This window comes from Deltaproteobacteria bacterium (genome assembly GCA_029858205.1).
Taxonomy (GTDB): Bacteria; Desulfobacterota; GWC2-55-46; order GWC2-55-46; family DRQE01; genus JAOUFM01.
On sequence record JAOUFM010000005.1, the window covers coordinates 162,319 to 184,999 of the forward strand.

The 22,681-nt window shown below is 52.5% G+C and carries 17 protein-coding genes and 1 pseudogene; 1 reads left to right on the top strand and 17 read right to left on the bottom strand.

The features are described 5' to 3' along the window. Positions 1 to 3: 3 nt before the first annotated feature. Positions 4 to 1,716, bottom strand: coding sequence for an NAD+ synthase (locus OEV59_06050; protein MDH4227299.1), 1,713 nt, complete (start codon positions 1,714 to 1,716; stop codon positions 4 to 6). Positions 1,717 to 1,890: 174 nt separating this feature from the next. Between OEV59_06050 and OEV59_06055 the strand changes: the two genes are divergently transcribed. Next, entirely contained in the window at positions 1,891 to 4,008 is a 2,118-nt protein-coding gene (locus OEV59_06055; GenBank protein ID MDH4227300.1) for an ATP-binding protein, read from the top strand. Here the strand turns inward: OEV59_06055 and hemL are convergent. From hemL to OEV59_06135, 16 genes and pseudogenes are all read right to left on the bottom strand, one after another. Next, on the bottom strand, positions 4,005 to 5,288 hold the full coding sequence (hemL, locus tag OEV59_06060) for a glutamate-1-semialdehyde 2,1-aminomutase (protein MDH4227301.1): 1,284 nt from the start codon (positions 5,286 to 5,288) through the stop codon (positions 4,005 to 4,007). The two genes, OEV59_06055 and hemL, sit on opposite strands and share 4 nt — an antisense overlap. Positions 5,289 to 5,556: 268 nt before the next feature. Then, entirely contained in the window at positions 5,557 to 6,534 is a 978-nt protein-coding gene (locus OEV59_06065) for a hypothetical protein (GenBank protein ID MDH4227302.1), read from the bottom strand. A 65-nt stretch (positions 6,535 to 6,599) separates the two neighbouring features. Then, on the bottom strand, positions 6,600 to 7,487 hold the full coding sequence (gene glyQ, locus OEV59_06070) for a glycine--tRNA ligase subunit alpha (GenBank protein ID MDH4227303.1): 888 nt from the start codon (positions 7,485 to 7,487) through the stop codon (positions 6,600 to 6,602). A gap of 29 nt (positions 7,488 to 7,516) precedes the next feature. Further along, positions 7,517 to 8,290 (bottom strand): DNA repair protein RecO, encoded by a 774-nt coding sequence (gene recO, locus OEV59_06075; GenBank protein ID MDH4227304.1) that lies wholly within the window; start codon positions 8,288 to 8,290, stop codon positions 7,517 to 7,519. Continuing rightward, positions 8,287 to 9,645 carry a magnesium transporter gene (mgtE, locus tag OEV59_06080; GenBank protein ID MDH4227305.1) on the bottom strand — a complete coding sequence of 453 codons (1,359 nt, stop codon included), beginning with the start codon at positions 9,643 to 9,645 and terminating at the stop codon, positions 8,287 to 8,289. The genes recO and mgtE overlap by 4 nt, the downstream gene beginning before the upstream one ends. 213 nt (positions 9,646 to 9,858) lie before the next feature. Then, positions 9,859 to 10,692: a universal stress protein gene (locus OEV59_06085; protein MDH4227306.1), complete on the bottom strand. Its 834-nt coding sequence runs from the start codon at positions 10,690 to 10,692 to the stop codon at positions 9,859 to 9,861. 20 nt (positions 10,693 to 10,712) lie between these two features. Next, on the bottom strand, positions 10,713 to 12,986 hold the full coding sequence (locus OEV59_06090; protein MDH4227307.1) for an ATP-dependent Clp protease ATP-binding subunit: 2,274 nt from the start codon (positions 12,984 to 12,986) through the stop codon (positions 10,713 to 10,715). 79 nt (positions 12,987 to 13,065) lie between these two features. Then, positions 13,066 to 13,992 carry a DnaJ domain-containing protein gene (locus OEV59_06095; GenBank protein MDH4227308.1) on the bottom strand — a complete coding sequence of 309 codons (927 nt, stop codon included), beginning with the start codon at positions 13,990 to 13,992 and terminating at the stop codon, positions 13,066 to 13,068. Between the two features lie 471 nt (positions 13,993 to 14,463). Then, positions 14,464 to 14,901 carry a DUF4279 domain-containing protein gene (locus OEV59_06100; protein MDH4227309.1) on the bottom strand — a complete coding sequence of 146 codons (438 nt, stop codon included), beginning with the start codon at positions 14,899 to 14,901 and terminating at the stop codon, positions 14,464 to 14,466. Between the two features lie 11 nt (positions 14,902 to 14,912). Beyond that, positions 14,913 to 15,380: a polymorphic toxin type 33 domain-containing protein gene (locus tag OEV59_06105; GenBank protein MDH4227310.1), complete on the bottom strand. Its 468-nt coding sequence runs from the start codon at positions 15,378 to 15,380 to the stop codon at positions 14,913 to 14,915. After that, positions 15,366 to 15,512 (bottom strand): annotated as a pseudogene (locus OEV59_06110) (hypothetical protein). The gene OEV59_06105 and the pseudogene OEV59_06110 overlap by 15 nt, the downstream one beginning before the upstream one ends. Before the next feature lie 233 nt (positions 15,513 to 15,745). Then, entirely contained in the window at positions 15,746 to 16,303 is a 558-nt protein-coding gene (locus OEV59_06115) for a hypothetical protein (GenBank protein ID MDH4227311.1), read from the bottom strand. Between the two features lie 255 nt (positions 16,304 to 16,558). Next, a complete protein-coding gene (dnaK, locus tag OEV59_06120; GenBank protein MDH4227312.1) occupies positions 16,559 to 18,475 on the bottom strand; it encodes a molecular chaperone DnaK in 1,917 nt (638 codons plus the stop codon). A 162-nt stretch (positions 18,476 to 18,637) separates the two neighbouring features. After that, positions 18,638 to 20,041: a tetratricopeptide repeat protein gene (locus OEV59_06125; GenBank protein ID MDH4227313.1), complete on the bottom strand. Its 1,404-nt coding sequence runs from the start codon at positions 20,039 to 20,041 to the stop codon at positions 18,638 to 18,640. 25 nt (positions 20,042 to 20,066) lie between these two features. Next, the gene (locus tag OEV59_06130) at positions 20,067 to 21,344 is read right to left on the bottom strand and encodes a tetratricopeptide repeat protein (GenBank protein MDH4227314.1); all 1,278 of its coding nucleotides are present in this window, start codon (positions 21,342 to 21,344) and stop codon (positions 20,067 to 20,069) included. Between the two features lie 84 nt (positions 21,345 to 21,428). Further along, positions 21,429 to 22,652, bottom strand: a complete 1,224-nt coding sequence (locus OEV59_06135; protein MDH4227315.1) for a hypothetical protein — start codon at positions 22,650 to 22,652, stop codon at positions 21,429 to 21,431. Positions 22,653 to 22,681: the final 29 nt, after the last annotated feature.

The following is a 22,681-nucleotide window of genomic DNA, read 5'->3' on the forward strand; positions in this document are numbered from 1 at the left end:
AACCTACCCCTTGTACCCGTTGGTAATCGGCATCCTTCTATCCCTGCCAAACGCCTTTGGCGTTATCTTTATCCCGGGCGGGGCCTGACGCCTCTTGTACTCGCTTAAATCAACCATCTTAACGACTTTTCTGACAAGCCCCTCGCCGTAGCCGTCCTTTACGATGTCTGCGATACACCTGTCATTCTCAACATATTCTCTTAGTATTTCGTCGAGAACGTCGTAGGGCGGCAGCGTGTCCTGGTCTGTCTGATTCGGGCGAAGCTCGGCGGTCGGGGCCTTTGTAAGCACGTTTAAAGGTATAAGCTCTTCGCCCGATACCTGATTTATATGCTCCGAAAGGCCGTAGACCATCGTCTTTGGCACGTCCTTTATGGCAGCAAACCCGCCTGCCATGTCGCCGTAGAGAGTGCAGTAGCCAACCCCTGTTTCGCTCTTATTACCTGTAGTGAGGACAAGAAAGCCGAACTTGTTGCTTAGCGCCATGAGCACGTTGCCGCGCACCCTTGCCTGCAGGTTTTCCTCGGTAACATCGGCCTTCCTTCCTTTGAAGCTCGGCTTAAGCGTTTTAAGGTACGACGAATACACCTTGTCTATCGGTATGACCTTGAACTCGATTTCCAGATTCCTTGCAAGCTCTCTTGCGTCCTTAAGGCTTTCCTTTGACGAATACCTGGAAGGCATGAACACGCCAAGCACGTTCTTTTTCCCGACTGCATCGGAGGCAAGGCACGCCACAAGGGCCGAGTCTATGCCGCCCGATAGCCCGATGACGCACTTTTTAAAACCGTTTTTACGCACATAGTCGCGTATGCCAAGCGTAAGCGCGCGGCGCACCTCTTCCATCTCTGAAATATTTTCCTCGCTCTCCTGTCTCACAGGAGGCTTTTTTACAGCCTTTGACAAAGCGCCGAGACTTACAGTTGAAACGCGTTTTTTCTTCGATGTGCCTCCTTTTAAAAACGCACTGCCCTTCACCATCCACTTCTCTATATCGTAGATAAGAAAGTCTTCCTCGAACGCGCGCGCGCGCACATCCACTATTCCCCTTGCGTTCACGACCATACTCCTGCCGTCGAACACAAGCTCGTCCTGGCCTCCGACACTGTTTACGTATACGATAACAGCGCCGGTCTCCCTTGCCCTTACGGCAAGGAGCTCCTCTCTCTCATCGTGCTTGCCAAAATGGTAGGGCGAGGCGTTTATGTTGACTATCACCCTTGCCCCGGAAGTAGCCTCGGCAATGGCCGGGCCGTCCGCGCTCCAGATGTCCTCGCAGATACCAAGCCCAAGCGTTACGCCCCCGATCCTTGCGTTAAGCGGCGCGCTTCCCGGCATAAAATATCTCTTTTCGTCGAACACGCCGTAATTGGGAAGATGCATCTTTCTGTAGACGCCCCTTACCCTGCCTCCGCTAACGAGCGAAGCGGCATTGTAGATGCCGCCCTTAAAAGAATCGGCAAACCCAATGATTGCGGAAATCCCCTTGATTGAGCGGGCTACGCGCTCCATCACCTTGACGTTTTTTTCTATGAAACCGGGTTTCAAAAGAAGGTCTTCGGGCGGATATCCTGTTACGGCAAGCTCCGGGAATACCACAAGGTCAACGCCTGCCTTCATGGCGAGACGTGAGTAACGCAGTATTTTTTCGGCGTTTTCGTCGATTGCGCCGACAGTTGAATTTATCTGTGCAAGACCGATACGCAGCAGGGCCATGCACAAAGATTAGCAAATGCCGGCCTGATTGTAAAGAAGCGCGTCAACATCGCGATTTAAAATGGTTTTAAGGCACACAAAGCGCCAAACTGAAACCCAGGATGTAAAAAAACCTTTACAAACCTCTACCGGAAAACTATAATCAAGACTTCACCCTTAAAAGGCAGCTATGTTATGCCGACCAAAGGCAAAACAAAAACCGAACCAACCGCGAAGACGCTTCTAAGAGAAATAGAAGCTCTACGGGAAAAGCTCGCCAAGGCCGAACAAAGCAAAAAAAAGGACATCATAAACCAGGTCGCTCACGGCATTGCCGGCGCAAAGGGCGACACGCTTTTTCAATCCCTCGTAAAATACCTCACAAAAACGCTTAACGTCGAATACGCCTTCATAGGCGAACTTGCCCCGGACAGACGCTCCATAGAGACGATAGCGCTTTGCCGCTTAGACAAGATAATAGACAACATCACCTACGACCTTAGCGACACGCCCTGCCACACCGTGCTGCCCGATAAAAAACCCGACGCATCCGCTATCGAAAGCTGCGTGTACGCAGACTCCGTGCAGGAGAACTTTCCCAAGGACGAGCTCCTAACCAAACTGAATATCAAAAGCTACGCAGGAATTCCTCTTGTCGACAGCAGAAGCCGCCTCATAGGCATACTCGTTGTCCTCGACACAAAGCCCATGGCCGATACCTCGCGCATAAAAGGGCTCTTAAAGATACTTTCCGGAAGGGCCTCGACCGAGCTCCAGAGGGTCAGGATAGAAAAACGCTTTCGAGATAACGAGCGGCTCCTTGCCGAGGCGCAAAGGATCGCAAAGATAGGCAGCTGGGAATGGGACCTGCCAAAGGACAAGATGCGCTGGTCCGAGGAAACGGCGCGCATATTCAAGCTTCCGAGGTCGGGCGAATGGACCGACTACGAGACGTTTCTAAGGCACGTGCACTACGAGGACAAGAACGCTGTCAAGAAGGCCCTGGCCGTTGCAATAGATGAAAACAAACCCGTTGAGCTTGAGAGCAAAGTGTTCCTTAACGACGGCACCGAGCGAATTGTCATAGAAAAAGCCGAAATATTTTACGACAAAAGAAAACGCCCGTACCGCGTTGCCGGCACTGTGCGCGACATAACAGAAGAAAAGGTCCAGGCAGCAGAAGTGCTCAAGGCCCAGCGTCTCGAAAGTATCGGCATCCTTGCCGGAGGGCTTGCGCACGACTTTTCTAACCTTCTTTGCACCATCATCGGCTCCATAGAGGCAGCGCGGCCTGGCATAAACGCCGAAGCACGCGAGATACTCGAACTCGCCACAAAGGCCGCGGAAGAGGCAAACGGGCTTTGTAAGCAGCTCATAGCCTTTGTCAAGGGCTCGCCTGAAACAAAGGAAACCTTCGGCCTCAAAACCCTTATAGAGGACACTGCGGCCTTTTCTCTTGCCGGCACAAGTGTCACGCTTAAAACAAAACTCTGCGCGGGCCTCTGGTCGGTGGTTGCCAACAAATCCCAGATAAGCCAGGTAATGATAAACCTCCTCATAAACGCATCGCAGAGCATGCCTGAGGGCGGAGACATAGCGATAACTGCAGAGAATATTGTGCTTGATAACGGGAATCCGAAGGAACTTAGCCCCGGCAACTACGTCAGTGTGCGCGTTAGCGACACCGGCCCTGGCATACCCGAGGTCATACTTAAAAAGATATTCACCACGTACTTCACTACCAAGAAAAAAGGCAGCGGCATCGGGCTCGCCACCTGCAAAACCGTCATAGAAAAACACGGCGGAACAATCGAGGTCGAATCAACGCCTGGAAGCGGCACGGCGTTCACGTTCTTTGTCCCCGCATCTCTGGAGGCATCAAACCAGCCGCAGCAGGCGCAAACGGAATCCATCCACAGGGAAAATAAAAAAGTGCTTATCATGGACGACGACGCAAGGATAAGAAGCGTTATGAAGAAGATGCTCTCGGCAATGGGGTATGAGAGCGTGCTCACGGCAAACGGCGAGGAGGCCGTCCGCACCTACAAGGAAGCCCTCTCGAAGGAAAAATTCGGGGCCGTAATCATGGACCTTACGGTAACCGGCGGCATGGGCGGCGAAGAGGCAATGAATAAGATAACGGACATCGACCCGTCGGCAAAGATAATACTTTCGAGCGGATATGCGGACGAACTTACACGCAAGAGATACAGCGAAAACGCAAGCCCGCATGCCGTGCTTCCCAAACCGTTTGGCATGGCAGAGCTTGCGCGCGTGTTAACGGAGATACTTGGCCAGGCAAGGCTTTCCTAAAGTCCTTTCAGGCTCTCGTCGACGGCCTTAAGGGTTTTCTTAACATCGTCTGCCGAATGCGTAAGCCCCACAAACGCTGCCTCGAACTGCGAGGGCGGCAGGTAAATTCCCCTCTCAAGCATCCTTCTAAAGAACACGCCGAACTTTTCCCTGTCGCACTTTGCCGCGTCGTCCCAGCTATACACAGGGCCGCTTGAGAAAAACATCGTGAACATGCTCCCTGCCCTCTGCAAAACGCACTCTGTACGGTGCTTCTTTATGAGAGCCTCGATACCGTCGCAGATGGCATCGGTCGTTTTCATTATCTTTTCGTACACGCCTTTTTTCCGGAGCCCCTTTAACGTCTCGAGCCCGGCTGTCATTGCAAGCGGATTGCCCGAGAGCGTTCCGGCCTGATAGGTCGGCCCCGAAGGCGCAAGCCCGGACATTATATTCTTTTTACCGCCAAACGCCCCTACCGGAAGACCGCCGCCAATCACCTTGCCAAGGCACGTCATATCCGGGTCTATCTTATATATTTTCTGCGCCCCGCCGTAACACAGGCGAAACCCGCTCATCACCTCATCCATTATCAAAAGCGCGCCGTATTTTTTCGTTACGTCGCGAAGCGCCTTCATGAACCCGGGCTTGGGCGGAACCACTCCCATATTCCCCGGAGCGCCTTCGACGATTACGCACGCCACCCCCTTGGGGTCGGAGGCAAGTATTCTCTCGACCGAGGCTATGTCGTTATACCTCGCGTTGTACGTGTGCTTTGCAAGATCCTTTGGCACGCCTGGGCTGTCCGGCACGCCAAGTGTAGCAGCGCCGCTCCCTGCCTTTACAAGAAGACTGTCTGCGTGGCCGTGGTAACAGCCTTCGAACTTCAATATATTGTCCCTTCCGGTAAAGGCCCTTGCAAGGCGTATGGCGCTCATCGTTGCTTCGGTGCCCGAGCTTACGAACCTCACCATGTCCATGGACGGGAATGCGGAAAGCACCTCATTGGCAAGCTCTACCTCGAGAGCTGTCGGAGCGCCGTAGCTTGTGCCTCCGTCAACAGCCCTTTTTATGGCAGCGGCGACGTTTTTCTCCGCGTGCCCGAGTATCATCGGCCCCCAGGAGCCTATATAATCTATGTACGCGTTGCCGTCTGCGTCGTATATCTTCGAGCCCTTGGCCTTTTTTATGAACACCGGGTTGCCGCCAACCGACTTAAACGCCCTCACGGGACTGTTGACGCCTCCCGGGATGACCTTCTGCGCGCTCTTGAATAATGCAGCCGATTTCGTCGTCTTCATGGCAAATCGCTCCTTTAAAACATATAGTAGCGTCTATACTAACTTAACAAAAACCCACTGTCAAGCCGCGCCCCACTAACCCCTCTTAGGCAAGGTATTGAGAGAACCTTTTTGTAAAAAGGTTCTCTCAAACTCTCTCCAAAAACTTTTACTTGAGTCTGCTTGCCCCCGTACGGGGGCAAGCAGACTCAAGCAAGCAAAAGTCTTTGAAGGGGGCCTGGGGGAAACTTTCTACAGAAAGTTTCCCCCAGCACCCTTATCTAAGTGGTTATTGGGGTACTGTTTGGATAATGAGTTTGCCTTCGGCCATGGCCGGGAGCCAGAGGCGGTTGTTCTTGTGGTCATAGAGGAAGTCTGCCGGGCCCTTTACATCCACAGCAAGCGTCATTTCGCCAACGATGCCGGTGCTTGGCATATAGGTATATAGCTTGCCGGGCTTGCCAAAGTCTACCCAGTCACTAAACACAACACCTTCGCCCGGGATAATGCCAACGCCATCGAGAAGGCCAATATCTTGCGTAAGCGCTTTATAGGAAACAGTACCGCCGTTCATCTTTATAAGCCCGAGCGCTCCGTTTGCGACCTTGCCGTCGCCAAAGCTTGCGACGAATATGAGGCCGCTATGCGTATCATAATAAAGCCCGTTTGCGCCGACAACATCCTTCAAAAGGACCTTATACGACGGCTTGCCTTTGAGGTTTACCTCGTATATCACGCCAGAGTCGGTCGCGGAAACAAGGAGCTTATCATCGCTTATTGCAACCGGATCGTTCAAGAATTTTACATTCTCTTTTGAGAAACTAAGTTCCATGACCTTTTTCCGCGTATTTATGTCGAAGCCTACGAGCCTGTCGATATCGGTCACGTAGATAACGCTTCCGAGTACGGTTATGCCCTTTGGAGCGTTCAGCTTCTCTCCCTTGTCCGGAAGAAAGCGTTTATTTACAATAGCGCCCTCGGGGGTAAGCTCGCTTATATACCCGTCACCGTCCCTGTCAAAAGGTTTAAGCTCAACGCCAAGGTTCGAGACGAAAAACCGCGTGCCGTCCGGGTTCGCGGCAACACTTTCCGGAGAATCAAAGCCTTCTACGACTATTGCAGACGGCCTTGGTTTTTCCGGCTCGGCAATCTTTTCCGGCTCCGCTGCCTTTTCCGGCTCTGCCGCCTTTTTAGGAGCCGCGCACCCGAAGAATACAACGACCGCCAGCATAAAAACCATCGCAACGCCAATTTTTTTCGCAATCATAACATGCCCCTTTCGCAGTTTTTACAAAACAGCATGATAAAAATCGGTGCGCCAAAACAAAGCCCCTACCCCGCCTTCTTTTTCGCTTCCTTTATGAGCGGAAAACCCAGCTCTTCTCTTACCTTAAGATACCCCTCGGCAGCGCCCTTTGCAAGGCCCCTTACTCTGGCGATATAATTCGTGCGCTCGGCTACACTTATCGCCCCTCTTGCGTCGAGAAGATTAAAGGTATGCGAGCACTTCATGCAAAAATCGTAGGCAGGCAGCACAAGTCCTTTCTCGAGAAGCCGCTTCGATTCCTTCTCATACATATCGAAGAGCGTAAGAAGCATCTGCGTATCGGCCTCCTCGAAATTATAGCGCGAATATTCGACCTCGCCTCTGTGGTGCACGTCGCCGTAGGTAAGGTCTTTATTCCATTTTATATCGAACACGCTGTCAACACCCTGGAGATACATGGTGATGCGTTCTATTCCATAGGTAAGCTCGCCGGAGACGGGCTTTAAGTCTATGCCGCCGACCTGCTGAAAGTACGTGAACTGGGTTATCTCCATGCCGTTTAGCCAGACCTCCCAGCCAAGCCCCCATGCGCCAAGCGTCGGGGATTCCCAGTCGTCTTCGACAAAGCGTATGTCGTGCTCAAGTGCTTTTATGCCGAGCTCCTTTAAGCTTTCCAAATAGAGTTCCTGTATGTTCTCCGGCGAGGGCTTGAGTATTACCTGGAACTGGTAGTAATGCTGAAGGCGGTTCGGGTTCTCTCCGTAGCGTCCGTCAGATGGCCTTCTCGAAGGCTCGACGTACGCTGTGTTCCAGGGCTCGGGGCCAAGGGACCTTAGGAAAGTGGCGGGATGAAAGGTGCCCGCGCCCTTTTCCATGTCATAGGGCTGGTGTATGATACACCCGCGCTTTGCCCAGAACTTCTGGAGAGTAAGTATCACGTCCTGAAAATGCATAAGAGCCTCCTTTTACTGTGTTGCCTGTATTATCTTTGAAGCGGCATTGCCGCGTTCAATTTTTCGAGAAACCTTCTGCTCTTTAGTTCCTTGCCTATCTGAAAGCGTATGAACGCGGAGAGGGCCTTGTCGCACTCGTTGACGAACATGGCGTTTGGCACAAGCCGCTCAAGCTTTTCAATATCCATCCTCGCGGCCATGGAAAGATGCCTCGCTGTCCCGGGCGTAAGGAGCGTCACGTCCTTTACGCGCGCGGCGCACCCCCTGCAAACCACCCCGCCCTTTTCAGGGGCAAAGAAGGCCTGCCTCTCTCCAAACCCGGCGGCGCATTCAACGCATCCGTCGAGATGCGGCAGATACCCGAGCGCCCTCAGATGCTTTATCTCGAAATAAAGGAGCATCAGCGCCGGGTCTGTCCTGCCAGACATTGCCGAGAGAAAATCCCTGACAATTGAAAAGTACGCGGCATTGTGCTGCCACTCGGGCGTCATCTCGTAGACAAGCTCTACGATTGCAGATGCAGAGCCAAGCCTCGTAAGGTCGCCTCTTAGCGCCGGAAACGCGTCGACGAGCTCTGCAGCCTCTGCCCTTACAAGGGCAGAGCCGGAGTAAAAAAAATCGAGCTTCACGTGCGCGCATGCGTCGAGATTTCCGACAAAACGCTTCTTGCTTCTGAAAGCGCCCTTTGCAACGGCGCCTATCCTGCCAAACTCGGCAGTGTAAAAGGATACTATCCTGTCCGACTCGCCGTAGGAGAAGGAATTGAGCACTATGGCCTCGGTCGAATAATGTCCGCGCCTCATATGAAACCCGCCTTCATGAACACGGTAGCAAGCCCGAGGAATATGAAAAACCCTCCGATATCCGTGCAGGTTGTTACGAATATGCTGGAGGCCAGGGCCGGATCCCTTCCGAGCCATTTAAGCGTCAACGGGATGACCGTCGCGCTAACCCCGGCAACCACAAGGTTGCCGGCCATCGCGAAGAACAAGAGCAGCCCGACCATCGGGCTTATTCCGAAAACATAGGCCACTACAATAGCAACCGTGCCGACGAGCACGCCGTTGGACATGCCCACTATTACCTCTTTTACAAGCACCCTCTTTGCGCTTCCGGGACGAATTTCGCCGAGCGCAAGCCCCCTTACTATGACGGTTATAGTCTGCGTTGCGGCGTTTCCGCCAAGCCCTGCGACTATGGGCATCAAGACAGCCAGTATCACAAGCCTCTCTATCGTGCCCTCGAAGACCTTGACAACGCTGGCTACGACAAATGCCGTACCGAGGTTCATCAAAAGCCACGGCGCCCTTAGCGTAAAGGACCTCCAGGGCCTGTCCATGGCCCTCTCGCCAACATTCAAGCTCGCCATGCGGTAGAAGTCCTCGAATATTTCCTCCTCTATGACGTCGACTACGTCGTCGATGGTGATGCGCCCGACAAGACGGTTATCCTTATCGACAACAGGCATGCTGATGAGGTCGTACTTCTGGAACATCTTTGCGACCTCTTCCTGGTCAACGTCGGTGGTAACGCTTATGATATTGCCCTCTATGAGGCTCTTTACCGGCACGTGCTCGTCGTTTAAGATGAGCTTATTGATGCCGACAGTGCCAACAAGCATTCCGCCGGAATCGACTATGAAGACATTGGAAATGTTGTTTATTTCCTTACTTTTTCTTCTGACCTCCTCGACCGCATCCTTTACCGTCGCGGCCTCGCCAACGGAAACAAGCTCGGCCTGCATCTTTCCGCCGGCCGTATCCTCGGGGTAGACGAGGAGCTTTTTCAGCTCATCGGACTCCTTGGGCTCTATTTCTTCGAGTATTTCCCGCGCATCTTCGAGCGGCAGTTCGGAGAGAACGTCTGCTGCGTCGTCTGTTTCCATTTCCTCGACAGCATCGACGAGGTCTTCCATGGACATCTTGGAGACAAGGAACTCTCTTCGCGGCCCGTCTAGCTCTAGAAGGGCCTTCGAGGCCTCGTCGCCTTCGAGAAGCGAAAGCGTCCACACGGCCTCGTCGTCGTCGAGGTTCGCGAGCAGACCCGCGACATCGAGATGATGGAGCAGGGAAAGCGCCTCCGTTGCCGCGCCGGCATCCTTGGAGGCGAAGAATTCCTTGAACCGCTCAAGCGGTATTTCTCTTTCCTCAAAAGCCATGCGGCGCACCCTGTCCGTCAATCCGGCGTTTTTCCGTAATTATACGGTGTTACTGCGTTTTTTTAAGGTAGCACATACAAAAAAAGGAAGTCAAATACAATATCTCTATTGGAAGAAGTATTTTCGGGCAAAAATAACGCCAGCAGGGGAAAAACTGTTTGCGGATACTGCGAAACGGCCGGCAGCTATACCGGCCGTTGTAAAAGACCGGGCCTATCTGGCAAGACAGAACGGGCCTCTAAGCGAGCGCATGAGGTGCTCTGCAAAACTGCCGAGCACGAGCTTCAATATGCCTGTGTGGCTCGATGCTCCAAGGAACACGAGGTCATGGCCCTTAAGCTTATAATGCTTCTCTATCTCGATTGCGCCGCCCTCGGCAAGGGCCACGTACTCGGCCTCTATGGCATACGGCTTTATGTAGTCCTCGGCCTCCTTTAGCGCATTCGCGGCGCCGTCTGCAGGCATGGAGGCTACGACAGTGAGCGGAAGCTTGAAGAACTTGGAGGTCTCGGCAGCGGCCCGCATGGCCTTTGCCGCATTTGCGCTGCCGTCGTAGCAAAGAAGCGGCTTTGCAGGAGGCTTAAAATCTTCTGGAACGGCAAAGACAAAGGCCGGAGACCTTCTGATAACAGCCTCGGTAACCGAGCCCATCATGTCGCCCGAGAACTGCGCGTTAACGCCCCTTTTGCCGATAACCACGATATCGGCGGCCTTGGCCTTTTCGCATATCTCGGAGGGAACTATGCCGTAAGACATGGTGGTCGAGCACTCGGCCCCGCCCTTTGCGCAGGCGTCTTCTAATATCGAAAGTATGTCTTTACCTCTGGTCTCGAGCCCTTCCTTTACTTTTTTGGAAAAATTCAGGAACGGCTCGAACCCGAGCGTTCCTGAGACATCGTGCAGAAACGGCCCCTCGAGCACCTTTATGTCTATAACATAGAGCCCTGTTATGGGCGCTCCGAAACCGCGCGAAAGCCACATCGCGTGCTCCGTGACAGAGCCCGTATGCGAAGAACCATCCACTGCGGCAAGAATCTTTTTTATCAAAAAAAACCTCCCTTTAGAAACTACACGCAGGCCGCGCCGAGACAGGACTCGACCTTCAGCTCGCCGTCCACGGCATCGAGCTTAAAGACCTCGGACTCGTGCCACCTTTGCGTTATGGCAAGCTTTACGCTGTCGTCTATGACGCGCTTTAAAAACCGCGCGCCGTACTTCTGGCTGTGCCCCTTGTCGACGAGCAGCTCCAGCGCCTCGGGCGTGAACATCAGCTCCTTGGACTTCTTCCTCATCTCAACCGCTATGTCCAAAAGATACTTCTCTGCTATTACCTTTACCTCTTCCTTCATAAGCGGCGCGAACACGATGATGTCGTCTACGCGGTTAAGGAACTCAGGGGTGAAGACGTTCTCCACTTCCTTCATTATCTCCTGTTTCAGCGCGCCGACGTCGCGACCTTCCTTCAAATACCCCATGGGCTTTGTGAACTTCTTGAACTCATCGACGCCCAAGTTGCTTGTCATTATAACGACCGTATCGCTAAAGTACACGCGTTTACCCCTGCCGTCGGTGAGCCAGCCCTCGTCAAAGACCTGAAGGAAAAGGTTTAGCACGTACGGGTTGGCCTTCTCGATTTCGTCTAGCAGCACAACCGAGTACGGATTGTCCTTAATCTGGTTTGTAAGTATGCCGCCTCTCTCGCTCCCTACGATACCGCGCGGCATGCCTATAAGCTTATCTACCGAGATGGCCGATTCCTTATACTCGCTCATGTCTATCCTTACCATCTTCGATTCGTCTCCAAAGAGGAACTCGGCCAAGGCCTTTGCAAGCTCGGTCTTCCCGACACCCGTTGGCCCGAGGAACAAAAGCACGCCGTCTGGCCGCGAGTAGTTTTCTTTTAACGGGCCCTTGTTGACCCTTAGCCTCTTTGCAAGCGCCGTAACCGCTTCCCTCTGCCCGACCACGCGCTCGGATAGCGCCTTTTCCATTTCCTTAAAGCGCTCGGTCGTGTCCCTAAATATCATATCGCGCGGGATTTTCGTTTCCTCGGATATGACCTCGATTATATCGGAGCTCTTCACATGCTCGACAGGCCTGTTAATCTCTACCTTCACGCACGCGGAGTCGAGCCACCCGATTGCCTTGTCCGGGAGCTTAAGGCTACGCATGTAGCGCCGGCTCATGTCTAGCGACATATCTATCGCGTCGTCGTCCACGCGGACTCCGTAGTTCTTCTCGAAGCGCGGCCTTATGCCGTAGAGGATTTGCCGTGTTTCGTCAAGCGTTGGCTCGTTTACGTAAACAGTTCGAAACCTTCTTGCAAGCGCTTCGTCCTCGGCAATGAACTCCTTATACTCGGCAAGTGTCGTTGCGCCGATTATCTGCACCTCGCCCCTTGCAAGAGTTGACTTGAATATGTTGGCAGCATCACTTGGCACGCCCATGGCGCTGCCCGCGCCTATGAGGGTATGCGCCTCGTCTATGAAGAAGATGATGTTCTTTCTGTCCTTTATTTCCTTTATTATTTTCTCTATCCTGTCCTCGAACATGCCCCTGAATATAGTTCCCGCAACGACCGAGTTCATCTGGAGGTTCACGATTTGCTTGCCACGCAGCCTCTTTGGCACGCTCATGGGCTCAAGTTCGAGCCTTCTTGCGATTCCCTCGGCAACAGCAGTTTTACCCACCCCTGGCTCGCCAATCAGCATGACGGAGTTACTACGCTCGACGTGGCAAAGCACCTCCATGGCCCTTTCTATTTCAGAAGCGCGGCCGATAACAGGCGAGAGCTTATCGTATCTGGCAAGCTTATTCAGGTTCACCGCAAAGTGCTTAAGATTCGGCGGCAAATCGTACTTCTTCTTATATTCCTCTTCCTTTTCTTCCTTGCTTCTTACGCGCACGGTTATGCGGCGCATGACGTAGTCCGGGTCCATGCCGAAGCTTCTGAAAATTTTCGCCGGAAGGCTCTGGTTTTCCTGGAATATGGCCATGAAGATGTCGGTTGTGTCTATTTCTTCGCGGTTCCACCTCTGCGCTTCTTCCCTTGCAAGACGAAGTAAGTTCTTTGTGGCCGGCGGAACCTTTATGCCAACCGGAGCGAACTGCCTGGATACGTATAGATTGTCGTTTAGGAAGCTTATTACGTGCGAGGTGTCGAGGTTAAGGTCTCCCATGACGTCCTTGAAGAACGTCTCCTCGACCTTTGCAAAGGCAAGGAATATGTGCTCGACCCCGAGATAGAAGTGCTGCCTGCGCTTACTCTCCTCGATAGCGGAATCGAGGATTGCCCGCGCCTTCTCGGTCATCAGTTCCCTGTACTCTTCTATCTCGTTCATGGTAAAACTCCGCGAGTTAGTGGGTACTTAAAACCGTTACAAAAGAGCAGCCCCAAAGGGGCTGCTTCTTGATTTCATTCTACCACAAACCCTTCCTTGGTTCATAGGGATTTATTTTCTCGAGTTCTTCGAGAAGTTCTTTGGTTTTATCGTCTACCGTTGGCGGCACCATGACTTTAATGACAATATATGCATCCCCTGCGCCGTGCGCTGTTTTCACGCCCTTGGCCTTTATCCTGAGCTTTTTGCCGCTTTGCGTGCCGGCAGGTATGCGCACGGTAGTATGCCCGCCGTCAACTGTCGGCACGGCGATATCAGCGCCAAGGGTGGCTTCTTTTATCGTAACCGGGACTTCGATATATATGTCCTCGCCCTGCCTGTCAAAGTACGCATGCGGCTCGACCGTAACATTGATATACAAATCCCCTGAAGACCCGCCTGCCGAGCCAACGCCGCCCTTTCCGGGTACGCGCACCCTTGAGCCGTCGCGTACGCCGTGCGGTATCCTTGCCTTCACCTTTTCAGATGCGCCGCCGCGCTTTACAGTGAGCTCGAGCTCTGCGCCGTTTACAGCCTGCATGAAGCTAAGCCGCGTTGTGTACTCAAGGTCGCTGCCGCGCATTGGGCCGCGCTGCCCGCGTCTTGGCCCTGCGCCGCGCCCTGCGCCGCGCCCGCCAAAGAGGTCTGAGAATATGTCCTCGAACCCGCCGCCAAAATAATTCTCGAAGTTCGAGAAGTCGAACCCTCCGGGCCCTGCCTCCCACGGCGGCACGCCCTCGAAGGTGACCCTTCCGCCAAGATCATAGGTCTTTCGCTTTTCAGCGTCAGAGAGCACGGCAAAGGCCTCGTTGATTTCCTTGAACTTCGCCTCTGCGGCCTTGTCGTTTGGATGAAGGTCAGGGTGGTATTTTTTGGCAAGGCTTCGGTAGGCCTTTTTTATGTCCTCTAACTTGGAGTCGCGGGCAACGCCGAGGATGTCGTAGTAGTCTTTTTCTCTTCCGGCCATAGTATTGGTAGTATATCAAAAAGAAACGCCACTGTCGATTTTACTCAGTGGCGGCACTTTTATACCGAAATCCGTTGTTTTTTAAATACGCTGGCAACGCTGCAGGCGTGACGCCTGCAGCAGGCCGAGGGCCTGCACCCGAATGAAAAAGCAGTCATTGCGAGGAGGCCGAAGGCCGACGAAACAATCTCACGTTGTCATTCCCGCGATGTTTTGAGCGGGAATCCAATTTTAGAAATGGATTCCTGCTTCCGCAGGAATGACAACCCTGTGACGAGATGCTGAAATTAATCCAGCATGACAAAAAATTTGCGCTGGCCGCGCGGCCGGGGTTTGGAAAGAATCAAGCTCCGTAACCCCTCACCTTTATCCTCTCCCCAATGCAATTGGGGAGAGGAATTTTTGGAAGAACACTTTGCGAAGCAAGAACCGCTTGACTTTCAAGACGGTATCTACCCGGCTACCAAGCTGCTACACGACTTTATTTTCCCCATCATCAGGCTCGGGGTAGATATCAAAACCAATTTCAGCATTAAATTGCGCCACTCCCGCACAGGTTTCCTTGCTTAATTGAGGACCATCGCCTGCAAAAAGACGGGTAGACGTCCAGAAGACGTCAAATGAAATTTCCCAATTTCTAGAAAGCTCCACTATGGTTTCCCTTTTAGGAAATAACATGGCAAACAAATAAGAAAAATGTTCATTTACATCTTCAGACTCTACTTTTCCTTTTGTATTTATAGACCAATAACCAGGCCTCCTGTTACCGGCACGCATAGTTTTAGTCTTCGCCTTCCCTTTTACAGGGGTGGCCTTGATACCAATTTTATCCTCAATCTCATCCGGATCTATATCAAAACCAGCAATAAAAAAATATACTATTATCTTGTGCTCTTTTTTACACGACATAAATTCAACCTTTATTTAAAATCATTTATATTATAACCAGTAGGTTCCATAAGATTAACGTCGCGTGTTCCCTTTGCCCCCTCATATATATTCCCGTCTGCATCCTTATAAAGATCACGCAATCCCTTATGGTCACCAGGCTTCAAATCGTGCGGGTGTATCCCATGCTTTATAAGTTTATCAATCTCCCACTTGCTTAACTTGGTTGCTAGCTTTTTAACTCCTTCTCTAATCCCTTTGGTTGCAGCAAGAACGATTAAACACTCACCAGAAGGTACTGTGGCAATGTCGATTATAATAGACCCATAGTCCACCGCGTCAAGCAAGCCAAAAAGGATATAAATGGCATCGGCATTGCTAATTACAGGTTCTGGTGCCTGCGGCAAATAAAGATACTCACTCCATCCGCACGCCTCCCCATTATATCCGTAACTAACCCCATTCGCTTCACACAACCCCCACGGATCCGTGAACCTCACCGGATTCCCGGCCACGTACGCGTACAGGTTCATGCCGCCGGCAAAGCCAATCGGGTCTTTGGTGATAAAGCGTCCGTCATTGGCATCATAATACCGCGCGCGGTAATAGTAAAGTCCGGTCTCGTTATCCCACTCCCTGCCCTGCCGCCCATTCTACCACAACACGGCTCAAATAAAAATCCCTCTCCCCGATTGTAACGGGGAGAGGGAGAAAGGGAGAAGGGCACCAGACTTGGTTCGCATTTCGTAAGCTCCGTGGTTCAGATGACCTCGTTTATAAAAATTTGGTGGGCTGTGCCCACCCTACCCGACTGTGCCCACCCTACCCGACTTGCCGGTTCAAGCTTGCAGCTTGAACCAAAACCTTACGGTTCAGGTTGCAAACCTGAACCAGCGGAAGAACCTAACAATTTCACATACGATTCTACGTTCCTAAAATTCACACCACAATCCATAACAGTAATTCCAGAAATAAATAAACGGGGCTTGCTATCTATAGTAATATCTGTAATACCATTTTGCTCAACAAAATTAAATTCCAATTTCTCTCCAACAGACCACCATGACATTTTTGTCTCTGCTAAAATCGACCTCTTATCCTGGGAAGCCTCGACCCACCGAACTTTTTTATTTTCTTGTAATATTTTTTCGCACTTTGCAAAAACAATATCGCAAGGTACTTCTAAAGATATTTTACGCACCTGATGTACATCCAAAGCTTCTTCAGGAAGAGCGTATGTTAAAAGAAAATCCTGAATAATACAACCAAGTCCAAAAAAAAATCCCAAGACTATCCCAATAATTGTAACATCAAGTAATTTATCTAGAGAATTAACCTTAAATCCTACGGAAATGATTAAAATTCCCCCTATAGACAAACTTAAAAATAATAGCAATCTGATATATTTTCTCAAACGCCTCATGCTAATATTCTATCCTATAAACAGTCGTGTAAGGCGGGGCCCGCCAGCCATTCCTTATCGTGCCTTATTCTACCCTAAAACCCGCCAAAAACACTCCCAAACCGCCAAGTTTTTCGCCAGACGAGGCGAGGCCGTTTTTTCTCTGCAGGCGTATTTTGGTAATACGTCGAGCACGGAAAAAACGGCCTCAACAAAAATTGCTTTTACATTCGGGTGCAGGCCCTCGGCCTGCTGGAAAAATCGGCGGTTTGACGATTACTTCTTGTTCTCGTCCACAACCTCGGCGTCCACTACCCCTTCATCCTTTGCCCCACCACCCGGCGCTCCACCCGGCGCAGCGCCTGCCCCACCACCGCCCTCTGTTGCCGAAGCCTGCTTATAGAGAAGCTCGGCTATCTTGTGCGAGGACGTTATTATCTTCTCCGCTGCCTTCTTTAGCTCCTCGACGTTCTCTGTTTCAAGCACCTTTCTGCCGTCCACTATGGCAGCCTCGGCGTTCTTTACGTCCTGTTCAGGGAGCTTGTCTTTGTTTTCGCGAATCGTCTTTTCGGTATTATATATGACCGAATCGAGGTGGTTCTTTGCCTCGACGACCTCTCTCTTCTTCTTATCCTCTTCGGCGTGGCCTTCCGCGTCCTTCACCATCTTCTCGACCTCACCCTTATCAAGGCCGCTTGAGCCGGTGATGGTGATGTTTTGCTGCTTATTTGTCGCAAGGTCCTTTGCGCTGACGTTAAGTATGCCGTTTGCGTCGATGTCGAAGGTAACCTCGATTTGCGGCATGTTCCTTGGCGCAGCCGGTATGCCGTCGAGATGGAACTCGCCAAGCATCCTGTTGTCGGTAGTGAGCTGCCTCTCGCCCTGGAATACGCGAACGTCGACCCTTGTCTGGTTATCTTCCGCAGTTGTAAAGACCTGCTTTTTCTTAGTCGGTATGGTCGTGTTCCTCGGTATAAGGACCGACATGACCTTGCCAAGCGTCTCGACACCGAGCGAGAGGGGCGTAACGTCGAGGAGCACGACGTCTCCGACCTCTCCTGCGAGCACGCCTGCCTGTATTGCCGCGCCTACTGCAACGACCTCGTCCGGGTTAACGCCCTTATGCGGCTCCTTACCAAAGAATTCCTTAACGAACTTCTGAATTGCCGGAACCCTGGTCATACCGCCAACCAGCACGACCTCGTGTATGTCAGAGGCCTTTAGGCCCGCGTCCTTTAGCGCCTGTGCGCAGGGCTGGTGGCTTCTCTCGACCAGGTCTGCTGTCAGCTGGTCGAACTTCGCCCTCGATAGCCTTAGCACGAGGTGCTTTGGGCCGCTTGCGTCCGCGGTAAGGTAGGGCAGGTTTATCTCCGTCTCCATGGTGGAGGAGAGCTCAATCTTCGCCTTCTCGGCCGCTTCCTTAAGTCTCTGTAGCGCCATCGGGTCCTTCGAGAGGTCTACGCCGTGGTCCTTCTTGAACTCGGCAACGAGCCAGTCGATTATCCTCTGGTCGAAGTTGTCGCCTCCAAGGTGCGTGTCTCCGTTGGTGCTCTTTACCGTGAAAACGCCTTCCGCGACCTCGAGTATGGACACGTCGAAGGTTCCGCCTCCGAAGTCGTAAACAACTATGATTTCCTCTTTCTTCTTATCGAGGCCGTAGGCAAGCGACGACGCGGTAGGCTCGTTGATGATACGCCTGACGTTCAAGCCGGCTATCTTTCCTGCGTCCTTTGTGGCCTGACGCTGCGCGTCGTTAAAGTACGCGGGCACGGTTATGACCGCCTCTGTGACCGACTCGCCAAGGTACGCCTCGGCAGAGCGCTTAAGCTTCTGAAGAACCATTGCCGAGACCTCGGGCGGAAGAAAGGTTTTCCCCATGTTGTCGGATTTAACAACCGCCCTGCCCTGGTCGTCCTTCTCGACAATATAAGGCACCATCTTCATCTCCTCGTTCACCTCGCCGTATGAGCGACCCATGAAACGTTTTATCGAGAAGATGGTGTTCCTCGGGTTGGTGACTGCCTGCCTCTTTGCCGGCTGCCCGACTACTATTTCCTTTTCCTTTGTGAACGCGACAACCGACGGTGTGGTGCGGTTACCTTCCTCGTTCACTATGACCTTTGGCTCTCCGCCCTCCATAATTGCGACAACCGAGTTCGTTGTGCCAAGGTCTATGCCTATTATCTTACCCATATTGAAACTTCTCCTTTTCCGATGCCCTGGGGCTATCTTCTTGAATTTGTTGGCAAAATGCCGCCCTCCCGGGCCGCTTACCTGACTTTAATATAGGTGCGCCGCTCTTCGGTGTCAAGGGGGTAGGACGAAAAAAAATCCGGAAAAAGCCGCCCTTTTGACCTACTCTCTTTTTTTGGTGTTTAACAGGTCGGTTATGTCTCTCAGGAATTTCTTTTGCGCTTCGGTAAGCTTTGCGCGCTTTACCCAGTCCTCGAAAAACCCAGTGAACCACGGGTGCTTGAAGTCCTTTTTCATTACTTCCGAAAACTCGGCAAAACACTTTGCCGTATCGCTACCTAGCACGCTTCGCACGACGCAATCGAGATACGTCCCGACGACAATCTCGTCGTCATCCTTTGCAAGGGCCCTGCCGTCTGTAACCGCCTTCTCGGCCTTCGCAGTCTCTCCGGCAATCAGCATGACCTCTGCGTAATCGAAATACATCATGGTGTCCTTTGGATCGAGCTCAAGGGCGCGCGTTATACTTTTCTTGGCATTCGATATGTCGTTTACGCCAAGGTACGCCGCACTAAGGCCGCTGTGCGTCCCTGCCAAGTCGGGGTTCAGTTTTGCGGCCTTTTTATAGTCTTTAAGCGCGGCCTTAAAGTCCTTTGCCTTCATGTAGGCAGAGCCCCTGCTCCTGTAGACACGGTCGCTCTTGGGCGCAAGTTCCACGGCCTTATCGAAATCCGCAAAGGCCTTCTTCGGCTCTCCGAGGTCATTATAGGCAAAGGCCCTGTACATGTATCCCTCTGCATCCTCGGGCTTTAGCTCGACAACCTTGGAAAAATCTTCGAGCGCCTTCTTGTTATCATCGCGTTTTGAATAGAACATGCCGCGTTCAAGGTACACTGCGTCGTAATCCGGCGCCGCAACAATGGCCGCTTCGAACGCTTCGAGGGCGGCTTTGTCCTGCTTCAATTCCGTCTGCGCCACGCCAAGGGCCGTGTACACATACGCCTTTGCGCGAACATCTATATCCGGATCGGTCAGCGCAGCCGTAAGGTCGTGCACGGCCTTGGCATAGTCCCTTGTCTGAAGATACAGTATGCCGCGCCCTGCGTACGCATGCGGGTCGTCGGGAGTAAGCGATATTACCGTTGAAAAATCCTCAATGGCCTTTTCGTAGTTCTTCATGGCCGTGAACACGTCGGCCCTTCCGGCATACGCCTTTTCGTTCTTCGGATCAATGGAGATGACCTGATCGAAATCGCCGAGAGCGGCCTCATACTTTCCTGCGGCATAATTGGCATAGGCCCTGAACATCCATGCTACGGACTGCGACGGGTTAAGCGCGATGGATGAATCGAACGCCTTTACGGCCTCGTCATACTGCTCCTTCTTTAGAAGCTCTATGCCCTTGTGCAGCAGGTTTTCGGATTCCGTAAGCTTCGTGGATTCGTCCATCTCGCTTGCAGGGCTGCCGCCCTTCTCGTGGCCCGTAACCGGCTTTTTCGCCGCAGCAGGAACGGAAAAGAAGACCGCCGCGCACAACATAACCGCACATATCAATATTTTCTTCATGTGACCTCCGCAATATCTTCGGAATTTATTTGTCTGGATCCAGGACAACGGTTTTATCGATAAGATATTTCCTTACGTCCTCTGGAAGCCCGGCATCGCGCGCCCAGTCGACAAAAGCTTCGCCGTCCCACGGCGCAAAGACCTCTTTCTTCATCAGTTCGCCAAACTCGGCGTCGCACGCGGAAACATCCTGCCCAAGAAGCTTAAGACTAACGCACTCGAGATAAACGGCGATGGCCCTTATGTCGTCGTCGGTGGCCATGGTCTTGCCCTTTTTAGCAAGTTCGAGCGCCTCCCTGTACTCGCCAACGAACACGAACGTCTCGGACAGCGCAAGATGCGTTATCGCCTCGCCGGGCTTTACGGAGACGGCCTTTTTCGCGGCCTTAACGGCCTTTGCATACTTTTTTAGACGCAGATTGTACGACAGCACTGCGAAACTCGTTTCCATCGAGTCCGGTTCGAGGTCCACTGCCTTATCAATGTCCGTGCCGGCCTCTTTATATTTTTTCATCGCAAGGTACGCCGAGGCCCGCGCCGTGTAGGAAGAGGCCTTTGAGGGTTCGAGCTCCACCGCCCTGTTTACGTCTTTAAGCGCCTCATCGTGCCGCTTAAGCTTCGAGAGCGCGGACGCGCGACTGATGTATCCGGCGGCGCTATCAGGCATTTTAGCGATAAAAGCGCCGTACGACAAAACTGCCTTTTCGTACTCCCTTTTAGACAGATAATACAGTCCCATGCCAAGCGCCGAGCCGGGGTTACCCGGGGCCGCGGCCTCGACGTCGTCAAAATCCTTTTTCGCCGCCTCGCGCTTATTTAGCAGCAAACGCGCCATGCCGCGCATTACCTTTATGCCGGCATTCCCGGGTTCGAGCTCTACGACCTTATTGAAATCATTTTCAGCGCCGGCGCTGTCATTTAGACTAAGGCGCGCCGCTCCGCGCCTGCCGTACGCCTTTGCGTCTTCCGGCACAAGCTCCAGATAAACGTCGAAATCCGCAATAGCGTCCTTGTAACGCTCAAGCTCCATATAGCACGAAGCCCTGAGAAGACGCGCCTTCGCGTCGCGCGGCCTGATGGCAATGGCCTTTGTAATTACCTTTTCAGCCTCCGCAAACTTGCCAATAGAGCCGAGGCTTAGCCCCTCGGAAAAGAGCCCGGAAAATTCCGCGTCCTTATCCAACTCGCCGGTGCCACCAGCAGCGTCACTGCCGCCGCCACTCGACTTAAGGGCAAAGGCAGAGGACGAAAAAATAAGCGCCATAAGAAACGCAGCGCCGAATGTGCGCACAAACCTGTTCATCTTATTATAATCGCCTCCGCATTCTCTAAAATACCGGATATGTTATTTGCAAGAAAGTCTTTGGTTAAACTCGCGCGACACTACCTATGCTTTCGACTTAAAACGCTCGACCATGGTCATCACATAATCCCTGTGCGCCTCACACGCCTCAGATGTCTCTGCCCATGCCGTTAAAAGCCTCAAGCTCCACTCTCCCGGCAAAAACGGCGCGGCAAGGGCTCTATCGAACTCCGCCTCGACCTTCGAGGTATCGACACCTGTCAGCCTCTTTAAAACGCACTCAAGGCACGCGGCCTCGGCCCTCTCTGCAGCATCCCTTATAAACGCTTTACCCTTGGTAAGCAGGTCTTCTGCGCGCCGAAACTCGTTTACGACAGTCAGAAGCTCTATGATGTTAAGATACGTTCCCGCGTTCTTGTTATCGAGCAGTATGGCATTGCCGTAATCCTCGATGGCCTTTGTGTAGTTTTTGGCCTCGGCATAAGCAAGCCCCCTGTGGTTAAAGGCTGCTGCGAAGTTCTTATCCGCAGCTATTGCCGCGCTAAAGCATTCGATTGCAGCACCGATGTTGCCGCTTCTGTGCTCTTCTATGCCGCGCTCTACCGCCTCTGAAGGCGAAAGCTCTGTTTCATAAGCGCTCTCTTTGCCCGTAGCAGCAGAAATATCCTTATCTTCATATACGGCGCCTCCTGCATCCGCAACCCGCTCCCTATCCGCCTTTTTTGCATCCGGCTGCGCCTGGTCGGCCGTGGCCGCAGTGGTTTTCTCTTCTTTTGCCTCATCCGGCAATACCACTGCCGGCATCTCGCTTAACCTTCCGCCGCGGCGCACATACGCAGGCGTCTCTATGCCGCCATCGGAAGTAAAAAGCTCTGCCGAGACCTTGACTTCGGAAAGCCTTCTCTCGACCTCGCGGCCAACGGTTTCCATAATGAGTTTTCTTGAATATCTTGCGATGATAAAAAGACCCAGCACAAGCCCTGCTATGGCCGCAGCAAAAAACCAGAGCGGAAGGCCCTGGCCCTGGCGCTCATCGAACCTCGAATTAATCGCCGCGACCTCTGTGCCGAGCTTTTCCGTTGCCTTGGCGTTCTCGCCTATCTTGGCATCGAGCCGCTTATCGGTTTCCTCGGCCTTTATGCCAAGCCTGTTAAGTTTTTCCTCCATCGCGCCAAGGCGTTTAGAGTCCGCAGACGCGGTTGCAACCGGCTTTTTGGGCGCGGCCTTTTTCCTGGCTGTCGCACCAAATGAGTAACCCGGCAGAATAAGCATTGCCAGAATAGCTATTATGACGGCGTGTTTTTTCACGATATACCCCGTGCCATACGGCGTAGCAT